Raw genomic sequence first — 11249 nt, forward strand, 5'->3', positions numbered from 1 at the left:
CGCGAGGATTGACCTCGATCACGCTGAACACCCCGTCCGCGCAAAGGACCGACTGCAACAGGCAGGTCTCCTGGCTCCCGGGTCAACACACTCGCCCCGCCTTCCCAAGTGCAAATGCACCCAGTGGCATGAAGGGGCGACCGCTCTCCGGTCACAGTTGCGGGGACAGCCACGGATTACAGGGGTAGATACCTGCTTCCGCGTTCCCTATTAATCCCGTCTCTGGGAACCTGTTGCGGCGTCGCAATATGGCGAGCAAAACTGCATTGCAAGGAAAATGCTGTGCTGACCTTCATTGTCGGCGGGTCCCGCTCGGGCAAAAGCGCGCCCGCCGCACCAACACCATCCATGATTGTGACCAACGTATCCAGCGGCGCGACCCGGACCAGCATTTTCCCAAATCCGCGCGCAATGTTCTGGCTGCTGGTCAGCAGCATCACCGGTCTCAACTATTATCGGGTGGCGCGTGCTGGACGCATCTGGGCACCCATCGCCAATTTGCACAATCGCAAACGCTTCGGTTTCGATTACCGGCTGTCGCTGCGCCTAAGCTATGTCGTGTGGGCCGTGCTGGTCTATGGCGCGATATTGTGGTCGCCCTTTCCGGTGGCAGATATTGGGTCTGCTGCTGATCACGCAATTTTTCTGGGTCGATGTCTTCAACCGCATCTGTGCCATGGCCGAACATAAGGCCCGGACATTCACGAACGCAAAGGCACTCCGCACCGTCATCTCGATCCTGCTCGACCGTCTCCCCATCGGGCCTTTCAACGTCAGCTATCATCTGGAACATCACCTCTTCCCGTCGTCCCCTGCGTAATCTGCGCCGCCTGACCTCCATCTGATGACCGGCCCGACCTATGCGGCGGGCGCGCATGTTACGCGCGGATATTGGGGCATGATCAGGAAACTCATGCCGACGCGTGGCGTGAGCGGGAGCGTGGGTGGCGCGGCTGCCCAAACATCTCGCTGACGCTATCGCGCAATCCCTTTGCAGGTGGATGGAGCAGACATGATTGCCAGACGCAGACGTCTCCACGATTGCGAAGGCTGCATCAATGGTATGATTGCAAAAATCGACAAACCGTCGAGCATTCATTGTCGTATATTCCAACAAAGCGCCAATATTTCTTACCAATGTTGCAGAGCCATGGATATGATTGAGCAGAGATAGTCTGGTACGACAAGCCCGGATTCACGGACCTTACATTTTGGGGAAGCATCTTTATTTGGAGCATCTGGCAGCCTTGAGCCGCGTGTACATACCTACTCACAGAGGGGCATGGTTAATGTTGCAAGCGCAGTGATGCCGTGCGAGACTATGGCTTGATGAAGCCATTTTCCGTTCACTGTGCCAGCCCTTTCCTTGTTGCCTCGTTCCCTCAACCGCATTCCGTTTTGAGTTGGTCGCTGACGCGGCCAGGCTTCGCCAAAGTCAGCAGTGTCGCATGGCTCTATGTCCGGGATGACGATCTGAGCATGGATGTCGATCCAGCCTTGCTGCTTAGAAAAAGCATGGAGTCGGCGGGATTGACGGATGCGGTCCACCTCATGACATCTCGAGATATCACCAAGTATCACTTGTCTCAGGTATCCTTTGGGCGGGCTACGGCCACCTGCCTTGCGACCGTCGGTCTTGGTAATGCGGTGCGCGTCGGTTCTGCACCCATCGCTCATCAGGGTGTCGGGACGATCAACCTCCTCGTGCATGTCGATCGCCCTCTGTCACAAGCGGCGCTCGTGGAGACTATTTCAATTGTTGCCCAGGCGCGCACGGTTGCAATGGTCGATCTTCCCTGGAAGCCATCTGGAGAGGCCGTAACGGGAACTGGGACCGACTGCATCGTCGTCGCAGCTCCTATCCATCCAGACATGGAACAGTTTGCTGGCCTGCATACCGACATAGGCGCAGCTGTCGGTCGGGCCGTTTATGACGCAGTATGGTCAAGTGGAAATGTCTGGATCGCCGAACAGGAGCGTACTGAAGTGCGATCTACATGCGGGTTGGCCTCCCCTGATTGACTTTGACAGGAAGGACCGCGCCAGACGAAAAAAACTCCCCGCGCGGCATCATGTTGCTCCGGCGCACCGTTACGGCATTTTCGTTTGAACTGCTTAGGGGACAGCGCTGCGACGCCATTGCAAAGCGCCGAACTGCAAGGGGCGCAGCACACCGGGAGCAAAGTTCACATATAGATGTATTGCGCGGCGTGCGCCGGGGCTCATCAAAACCGACAACGTATCATTCTGATCGCGCGCATATGCTCCCCTTCGCAAACTGCCGCTCTTGCGCCGCCGATGAGGGAAAGCCGATCGGGAGCGTGGCCGGAAGTAGGCTTTGCTTTGCCTTGCCCTCGCACCCTGCGCCCAGCGACGGAGCGGAGGTCGCGCGCTTCATACGCCAAGCGGCGCGAGGGCAGGCTTGGCCCGCTATGCCGTCCGTCCGTAGCCTTCGAGATCAACAAGAGGGGGTGGCTTGGCGCTGATATCCAGAACAGGGATGGAAGCCTCGACCTCGGACCGCGCACGATCACGAGTTGGTGGGTTTCAAAGCTTGCCGATTTGCTGCACCGGCCGCCTGCTCAGGTCCGCATTTTGGCTTCGCGGCGATCCTTGCTTTAACGCAGAGGCGGCGCGCTGGATATTCTTGTCGACCCTTGGTGCAACGCGAGATTATTGGCGTACAATTAGAATCTATCATAGGCCCGACCAAAAGTCTTCAGCGACTCTATTTTGCTTATGTGTACAGCAGGCTTATCAGGCGCTTTGGTCCCTCCACCTTTCTTCCTATCCGGCCTCAAATGATCCATCTCCTGTAGGACCTTCAATGACGTTTCTTGTCAGAAGTGTTTCTCGAACGATTTCATAGATTACTTGCTTGAGCGAATTTGGGTCGCGATGATATGTTCGATCAGATCATCGGTGTCCATGTCGCCGACATAAAATCGCTGAAGCCTCCCCTCGATGAGCAGGAGCGCGGCGCCATGAATGGCAGCCCAGCTTGATAGCAAACGAGCGCGAACAGTCTCCTCATCCTGCCGTGCGACAAGCTGGGCTAGTGCAGCTTCGAAAGTCAGAAAGCTCATCATCCCTTCGATTGAACGCGGATCGCGCCCATATTCGGAAACAAACATCAGCCGAAACATCTGCGGTTGCGCGAGCGCCGAGCGAAAGAAGAATCGGATGAATGCGTCCGCCCGCTGCATGGGGGGCGTTTGCCCTATGAGTGCTCCAATTTCTTCATTCCATCGGTCGAAGTTCCGCTTGGCCAAACTGCGAAGAAGAAATTCCCGGCTTCGGAAGTGCCGGTAGGCTGCACTTGGCTGGACACCAACACCCTCTGTCAATGATTGCATGGTGAGGTTTTCAAAGCCGCCGGTCTCGATCAGGCGTTCAGCGAGGTCGATTAGTGCGGCCTTAAGATTGCCGTGATGGTAGGCCTCTTTCTTTCCAGACAATGGTTCGCCGTCCCTCGATGTCAACCGGTCGGTCAAAAACTCATTTGACCGGAGAAGTCAATGTGAAGCAGCTTCACACTGACTTCGCAAAGAGATTTGCCACTCAGGCAGTGAGCGAATTCAAATCCGACAGGGAGAGGATGAGATGAGAAACACTATGTTCCGTTGGACAGCGTGTCTGGCCAGCGCCATGCCGGTAGCTGTACATGCGCAAGTAGAGGCCGATACCGGAGCCACTGAAATCGTGGTGACGGCACAGCGCCGCGAACAACGACTTCAGGACGTTCCACTGTCGGTTTCGGTCGTCAGTGGTGAAGCCTTGCAGCGCGGTGGGCTCACGTCGCTCGAGGATATCGGCGCACGTCTGCCTGCGGTCAGGATTGCGCAGGCAGTCTTGGCCGATCTCATCAATGTCCGCGGCGTAGGGTCCGGCAATAATCCGGGCTTCGAGCAATCGGTGGCAACGTTCGTCGACGGCGTGTATCGGGCGCGATCACGATCGACCAGGGCCGCGCTGTTCGATATCGATCGGTTGGAGGTCCTAAAAGGGCCGCAGACTACTTTCTTTGGCGCGAATGCCATCGCGGGCGCTTTCAACATCTCGACGCGGAAACCGGGGCAGACATTCAGCTACAACGCCCTGACCTCCTACGATTTCGTCACGGACGAACATATCATAGAGGGCGGGCTCACGGTTCCCCTGTCCGAGACACTGAGCATGCGCGCGGCGGCACGCCTCATGGGGGGTAAAGGCTATGTAGAAACGCCCACCGGCCGCGGCCCAAACAACGACACGCTCCAGGGTCGGCTCTCGCTTCGGTGGGAACCGGTTTCGGCGTTCACAAGTGATCTTCGCATAGAAGGCAGTCGCTCCCGGACAAAGAACGCGTTTCCTTTCGAGATAATCGGCTGCGCGCCGCCTGTTCCTTTCCCGCTTATTGCGACCTCGACATGCGCGCGCGCACTTGCCGCCAATGGAGGATCGGTCGATGACAAGCTGAATTTCCACAGCAGTTCGCCGTACAGCTTTGCGAATTATGACTTCGGAGAGGCCGCTTGGACGAATTCCGTCGACTTGGGGAGCGCCACGCTGACATCGACAACTTCCTATTTTGAGCACAAATATGCAGGTCGGTTACACTATGCCCCGCTCACGTTCGTCAGTCCGGTTCAGCCAGGACTGGATGGATTTCCTGCACAATCGACCGAAAAATATCACCAGTTCAGCCAAGAGCTCCGCTTCCAGTCAGCCGGTGGTGGAGCATGGGAATATATGTTTGGCGGCTATTATTCGCGCAGCAAGATCGACTATGCTTCCTATTTCGGCTTCTTCTTCTCAGCCTTCGGAGCCATTCCGGCCGCAGCTGCATTGGGAACAAACGCCAGCACCCCACTGACTGGTGAGTTGGCCAACATTCAGAGGGATGACACTCTTTCGGCATTCGCTTCCGCGACGATCCGTCCAGTCGAGCATTTGCGGATTAACTTGGGTGCACGCTACTCCTCGATACGAAAGCGCGCCAGCCGAGTATCTGGAACTGGCACATCGATAAACGCGGATCCGGATACCTATCAGCCGTTCGCCTCCGATCTTCAGGCGGTATTTTTCCGCATTCTCGGGTCGGAAGGCGGACAATATGCCCGGCCGCGCCGACGCGATAGCGACTTCATGCCTTCAATCGGTCTGCAATATGATCTGGCTCCGTCTTTGATGGCCTATGCCAGCTACACGAAGGGCTTCAAGGCAGGAGGCTATGCTTACACATCCAGAACAAACGACTTCGAGCCTGAAACGGTCAATGCCTACGAGTTCGGTCTCAAAGGCACGCTTTTTGACCGGCGCCTGACATTTGCTGCCGATGTGTTCCGTATGGACTACAATGATCTTCAGGAATCAACGGTCGTTTTCATCAGCGGCTCGCCGGTTTCGCTTGTACAAAATGCTGCGCAATCCCGATCTCAAGGCGCAGAGTTCAATGCAACGTTCAGGCTGTCACGCGCATTGTCTCTCTCAACCGATCTGACCTATCTAGATTCGGCATACAAGAATTACCCTGCCGGAGCATGCACACTGATCGGGGTCGCCACTGGATGTCAGTCGCAGAACCTCACAGGGAAGCGGCGGGCGTTCTCGCCGAAATATTCCGGTAATGTCGCACTCAACGTCACCATTCCGGTCGGCGACAACGAGGTTCGCCTGTCGCCCTCCGTCTACTTCACCACGGCTTATTTCCAGTCGGCGACGGCCGATCCGCTCCTTGAGCAGGAAGGTTATGCGAAGGCGGATGTACGCCTTGCATTTGGCCCCACTGACAAGCGCTGGGAGATTGCGCTTATCGGCAAGAATTTGACGGACAAAACAACTGCGGGATTCAGACAGGGGATCACCGGTACCAACGGGACGATCCTTGCCATGCCTGAGCCGCCGCGCACCATCGGCGTCCAGTTCACGCTCACGCATTGATACTGTGGTGCGCGGCGCCCCGCGCACCACTTCCAGAAGGGAAATCCTCACAATGGGTGGGAAATTCACACCGGCTTACGGCCGTTATGTCCTGATCGCGCTGCTGGCTGTTTATTCCATCAATTTCATGGACCGGCAGATCATTGCCGTCCTTTCCCCGCAGATAAAGTTCGAACTTGGTTTGAGCGACACGCAACTTGGCTTTCTCAAGGGTACGGCATTTGCTCTTTTCTATGCGACGATGTCGATCCCAATGGCCATGTTGGGCGACCGCATGAATCGCGTAACGCTTATTTCGTGGTCGCTGGCTGTCTGGAGCGGAATGACCGCTCTCACCGGATTGGCAGGCAATTTCCTTCATCTCTTCCTCTGCCGGATGGTGGTTGGCGTAGGAGAAGCAGGAAGCACGCCTCCTTCTCATTCCCTCCTTGCCGACTATTTTCCGCGCGAAAAGAGATCGACGGCCCTTGCAATCTATTCACTGGGAGTTCCTATCGGGACTTTCTTGGGGTTGATTGTCGGCGGCTGGCTTGCCTCGCAATATGGCTGGCGGACGACGCTCCTGGTTCTCGGTGTTCCCGGCGTGTTCATCAGTCTGGTCGTAAAATTGACGGTACGTGATGTACCGAGAGGGTCAGCTGATATGATCGCTGCTCCACCACCGCCCGATGGCCTCACTACGGTTGCGCGGCAGCTTTGGGCTATCCCGACGTACCGAACGATGGTCCTTAGCGGAGCGCTTAATGCTTTCGTCGGGTACGCTATGTCGATGTGGCTAGTTGATTTCTATGTTCGCTCCGAGCGAGCAACACTTGCTGAAGTCGGCCTCTTGATGGCAATTGCGTTCGGGGTGGGAGGGGGTATCGGCACCTTTGTAGGTGGTCTTGCCGCAGACAAGTTCGGTCGCAGAAATCCATCGAACTATCTTCTCATACCAGGGGCTGCCATGCTGGCCGCTGCGCCATTGACGATCGCGGCTGTACTGGTTCCCCACATGGGGTGGAGCGTAGCTTGCGTTTTCTTCGCCAGCGGTCTGATGTACATGTCGTTCGGCCCGCTTTACGGCCTTGTCCAGACGCTTGCTCCAATCAATAACAGATCCTTGGCGATCGCCTTCTATTTTCTTTTTCAGAGCCTGGTCGGTTCTGGATTGGGTCCTCTTTCGGTCGGTTTCGCCAGCGACCAGCTTTCTCACATAGTGGCACCTGACGCTGCGTTGGCCATCGCGATTGGCACGCTATGCATTCCTCTCTCCATAGCTGGCCTTAACCTTATTCTTCAGCGACGGCGCCTTCACTCAGACTTGGCCTGCGTCCTCTGACGCGCAACGCGCCCGTCAATCATCACCAAAGGATACCATATGCCGGATATCTCTCTCGGCGGATACATCACCCATTATAAAGACGATAATTTCTCGACGCCCTGGCGGTGCTCGGACATTGTCCTCATTCAGCATGGATTTGGGAGGAACGCGAACTTCTGGTGGCATTGGGTTCCTTCCATCGCCAGCGAATTTCGATTGATCAGGCGCGATCTGAGGGGCCATGGCGGATCCTCTGACGGCGGTTCAGCGCCATGGACATTTGACGGACTGGTTGAGGATCTTCGCGACTTTTGCGACGCGCTCGACGTTGAGACGATACACCTGATCGGCGAGTCTACCGGCGGAATGCTCTCTGTCGGTTTTGCTCACCGTTTCCCTGAACGTGTCAAGTCGCTCACATTGTGCAACGCTCCAACGACGATCAATGAAGAGGGGCAGAAATTCTTCGCGGGGAACCATAGCTCCTGGAAGGTCGCGCTCAGCGAGCTTGGCGCGAAGGGCTGGTCTGAATGGCTTTTGAAGCAGCCTGGTACGGCAGCTTGCGAGACAGAGGCAGAGAAGAAATGGATTTTGGATCAAATGGCGCGTACCTCGACCGAGGCGATGATCGGTTACAGCGATGTCATATCATCCATCGATGTCGCTTCGGTTTTGCCTGAGCTCAAGGTTCCAACCCTAGTGCTCGCGCCTACCCGGAGCTCCGCAGCGCCGCTCGATGCCCAACGATCAATGGCCAACGGTATCCCCGGAGCGCGACTTGCCGTTATCGACAGCAGGGGGCACGAGACATATTGGGATCGACGCGACGATTGCGTCGCTGCCTGGCGCGCTCACGTCGTCGGCATTGTGTGATCCATTAACGATCCCGCACACCGTCAATCGGTGATGTGCGGGATCAATGTTTCTAAAATGATTTGCGCAATGAGAAGCCATATGTTCTCGGGGCATCAAGGCGATAGTTCACCTGGAAATAATTTTCCGGGATCGGGAAGCCGGCTGCTACCGAATTAACGACCGCCTTGTTTTCAATGTTGCGGATGAAAGCGGAAATGATCAGGTCTATCTTGCTTACCCTGTAGCTTAGGTTCGCGTTTGTCTTGCGATAGCTCGGCACCCGATAAAGCAGGGTTTCGCCCGCACCATTGACGTAGCTGCCCTGAGCAATCTGATGACTGACGAAGGAGATGTCAGCGCCAGCTGTAAGCCTATCCCCATTGGCCAGATTGATGCCACGCTCATAGTCGATCCGAACCGTCGATCTCGGAGAGAGGAACACCGGGGTATTGGAAAAATCAACGGGTGCGGAAAAAGGAAGCTCAAGCAGGAAATCGTCGAACGTGTTGTCGAGCAGGTTGAGGGATATGCCAAGATTATCATCCCGGCTAGGGCGCCAGCGTGCGCTGAATTCTCCGCCTTTGAATGTTGCGGACTGCGAATTTACGATGGGGAAGAAGGTCCCGTTCAATATCGTGCTTGGCGCGCCGGTGCCTGGACGCCAGAACACATACGCCTGATAATTTTTATAGTCATATCGGAAGAGACTGGCGTTCAGCTGTAGGCTGTTATCGAAAGAGGTGTTCTTCGAGCCGATTTCATAGGCGGTGATAAGTTCAGGATCAAAGGTGATAAGTGACCCTGCTTCGGGAGGGAGAACATTGATTCCTCCCGATTTGAAACCGGTGCTCGCCGTGAAAAAGAGTAAGTTATTAGGCGTTGCCTGATATTTGAAGCCTGCTTTCCAAGTGACGCGGTCAAGAGATGTCTTACCGCTCGTAGCAAGCGAACCTGGGAAGGCTGCGCCAGTGGAGATGGTCCCGGCTTCCACCAAGCCTTCTGAGGTTTTCGTTTCATGAGTATATCGAAGCCCCCCGATAAGACTGAAACCATCGAGCGAAGGAATAGGTATGGTCAGATCTGCGAACAACGCAGAAGACGTCGCGGTGGAATCCGTAATCGGGAACGCCTGGTAGAAATCGTCGGGGGCGAAAGTGTTTTGGACATAGTTATACTGGGTGAGGGCGGTCTGCTTGAGATGCGAGTAATAGCCGCCAAGCACCCAATTTACTGCTGACGTGGGCGCTGCAGACAGACGGATCTCTTGGGTGAAAAACTTGTCATTCGTATTCTGAATAAAGTCGAAATTGTTCACGCCGCCATACCAACCTGCCGTAGTCGAATTCCGCCAGTCGGTAACCTTATACCCGGTCAGCGATATGAGTTCTGCCCAGCCGAGGGCATAGTTAAGCTCCGCAGACGCGCCATAGATGGTGGTATTGCCATGACCGATGGGCTGGGCAGGCAAAAGGCCCGTCCACGGCCGAAACGGTGTGGTTGCGCATGCTGCAACATTTTCGAGATTAGGTGGACATGACCCGTCATAGGATGTCGCATGCGATTTCCGGCTCGCGCCATCAACAGTCAAGACCGCGGTGAAACGATCGCTGGGCGCGAACAGGAGCTTTGCTCGTCCCGCGAACGACCTGACATCGTTGGTGCCGTTGTCATTGTAGGCGTCGTGATAATCAGAACCACCTGCCACCCGAAGGGCAAGAGTATCCGAGATTGGAAAGTTGAGGGCTCCTTCCGAATTGATTGAGCCATAATTTCCCAAGCCGGCGCGGACGTAGCCGCCCAGTTCAAATGTCGGCTTGGCTGTTATAAAGTTGATCGTCCCGCCATTGGAGTTACGGCCATACAAAGTGCCCTGTGGACCGAGCACGGCCTCGATCCGCTCAATGTCGAACAGAACGGGTGTCAACGCATTGGGCGTCGAGAGATAAATGCCGTCCTGGTTGAATGCTACAGAAGGATCCACACCGGGATTGAAATTGGCAGTTCCGAGGCCTCGTATGGCGATGTTGGGCTGAATAGAGGGCACCACTTTCACGGCGGGATCGACATATTGCAGGTCCAGAGCATTGCGAATGCCCGACTTCTCGATGTCTGCCGGTTGAAAAGCATGGACGGCGATCGCGGCCTTTTGGAGACTTTCTGAACGCTTTTGAGCCGTAACGATTATCTCCCCCTCTACCGGGACGGCGCCCTCTTGCGCATTTGCCGAGGGAGCGATTGCCAGGCAAATCCCCGTTGTGAGCAGCGCTACGCGCAAGCAAGCCATATCCATATCCCCTCCTGTTTACGGTGACGCGATCGTCAGCCTATTTTGCAGAAATGGTTTGAGGTGGCGGAGAAGGCACGTCAAAGCACAAAAATGCGCGATGATTGATTTGCGCTCAATCTAGTAGTTCGACCCGGTAGCAGCACCGAGGGTTGGCTTGAACTATAACCAAAACTCAATAATTTGAATAATAAGTGTAAAATTTGTCACAGTTCGGCCATTTGCGGTTGTTCTGAACTTCTTTGCCAAAATCCTATGGACGCAAATGGTCGGGAAACTCAGATCGTGCCCCACAACGTGGTGTAGGTTCGCTGGGATAGCCACAGCGACCTCCGGCTAAGCCGGATTGATCATGCTGCCATGGCAGGCAACGTGATGATGGGATTATCGCTTAAACCTGAGACGCTCTCAAGTGTCATGTAGCGGCAGCGTTGGACGGCCCATTTGATGGCATGGACCACCCCCATGCAAACGATCATATTATATGGTGCCATTAAAGTGGAGGAAGCGCGATGTCAGTTGTTACGATTGGCCTTGATCTGGCCAAAACGGTTTTCCAAGTTCACGGTGTAGATGAGGCCGGCTTAACCGTGCTTCGCCGAAAGCTCTCTCGGGCCGATATGGCGGCCTTCTTCAAAAAGCAGCCGCCGTGCCTAGTCGGAATGGAAGCGTGTTCTAGCGCGCATCACTGGGCGCGCTTGCTTGTGGAGATCGGCCACACGGTCAAGCTCATTCCACCTCAGTACGTTAAGCCGTACGTGAAGCGGAACAAGACGGACGCCGCCGACGCGGAGGCCATATGCGAGGCCGTCGCCAAGCCGAACATGCGGTTTGTTCCTATCAAGACGAAGCAGCAACAGGCGGTTCTGGCTTTGCATCGTGTCC

9 protein-coding genes and 1 riboswitch are annotated in these 11249 nt (G+C 55.6%); of the genes, 7 read left to right on the forward strand and 2 right to left on the reverse strand.

Annotated elements, in window-relative coordinates; genetic code table 11:
• Positions 1 to 42: 42 nt before the first annotated feature.
• Positions 43 to 249: riboswitch (cobalamin riboswitch) on the reverse strand.
• A gap of 33 nt (positions 250 to 282) precedes the next feature.
• The 3 genes from SxD43FB_RS26050 to SxD43FB_RS19725 all read left to right on the forward strand — a co-directional run bounded on the left by SxD43FB_RS26050 (position 283) and on the right by SxD43FB_RS19725 (position 2022).
• Positions 283 to 690 carry a hypothetical protein gene (locus SxD43FB_RS26050; protein ID WP_255245818.1) on the forward strand — a complete coding sequence of 136 codons (408 nt, stop codon included), beginning with the start codon at positions 283 to 285 and terminating at the stop codon, positions 688 to 690.
• On the forward strand, positions 677 to 820 hold the full coding sequence (locus SxD43FB_RS26055; RefSeq protein WP_255245819.1) for a hypothetical protein: 144 nt from the start codon (positions 677 to 679) through the stop codon (positions 818 to 820). The genes SxD43FB_RS26050 and SxD43FB_RS26055 overlap by 14 nt, the downstream gene beginning before the upstream one ends.
• Positions 821 to 1329: 509 nt before the next feature.
• Positions 1330 to 2022, forward strand: a complete 693-nt coding sequence (locus SxD43FB_RS19725) for an adenosylcobinamide amidohydrolase (protein ID WP_096063643.1) — start codon at positions 1330 to 1332, stop codon at positions 2020 to 2022.
• A gap of 848 nt (positions 2023 to 2870) precedes the next feature.
• Here the strand turns inward: SxD43FB_RS19725 and SxD43FB_RS19730 are convergent.
• A complete protein-coding gene (locus SxD43FB_RS19730; RefSeq protein ID WP_096063644.1) occupies positions 2871 to 3494 on the reverse strand; it encodes a TetR/AcrR family transcriptional regulator in 624 nt (207 codons plus the stop codon).
• Between the two features lie 121 nt (positions 3495 to 3615).
• Here SxD43FB_RS19730 and SxD43FB_RS19735 point away from each other — a divergent pair, with 121 nt between their 5' ends.
• The 3 genes from SxD43FB_RS19735 to SxD43FB_RS19745 are packed head-to-tail and all read left to right on the forward strand — an operon-like array spanning position 3616 to position 8098.
• A complete protein-coding gene (locus SxD43FB_RS19735) occupies positions 3616 to 5922 on the forward strand; it encodes a TonB-dependent receptor (protein WP_176482856.1) in 2307 nt (768 codons plus the stop codon).
• Between the two features lie 52 nt (positions 5923 to 5974).
• Positions 5975 to 7243 carry an MFS transporter gene (locus SxD43FB_RS19740; RefSeq protein ID WP_096063646.1) on the forward strand — a complete coding sequence of 423 codons (1269 nt, stop codon included), beginning with the start codon at positions 5975 to 5977 and terminating at the stop codon, positions 7241 to 7243.
• Between the two features lie 39 nt (positions 7244 to 7282).
• Positions 7283 to 8098, forward strand: a complete 816-nt coding sequence (locus SxD43FB_RS19745; protein WP_096063647.1) for an alpha/beta fold hydrolase — start codon at positions 7283 to 7285, stop codon at positions 8096 to 8098.
• A gap of 52 nt (positions 8099 to 8150) precedes the next feature.
• Here the strand turns inward: SxD43FB_RS19745 and SxD43FB_RS19750 are convergent, their stop codons facing one another.
• Positions 8151 to 10370, reverse strand: a complete 2220-nt coding sequence (locus SxD43FB_RS19750; RefSeq protein ID WP_096063648.1) for a TonB-dependent receptor — start codon at positions 10368 to 10370, stop codon at positions 8151 to 8153.
• 506 nt (positions 10371 to 10876) lie between these two features.
• On the opposite strand from SxD43FB_RS19750, the gene SxD43FB_RS19755 reads away from it, so the two are divergent.
• Positions 10877 to 11249: IS110 family transposase (locus SxD43FB_RS19755; RefSeq protein ID WP_141249551.1), on the forward strand; the 373-nt coding region annotated here is incomplete at its 3' end.

It is taken from the genome of Sphingobium sp. D43FB (assembly GCF_002312805.1).
In the GTDB taxonomy this organism is placed as follows: Bacteria; Pseudomonadota; Alphaproteobacteria; order Sphingomonadales; family Sphingomonadaceae; genus Sphingobium.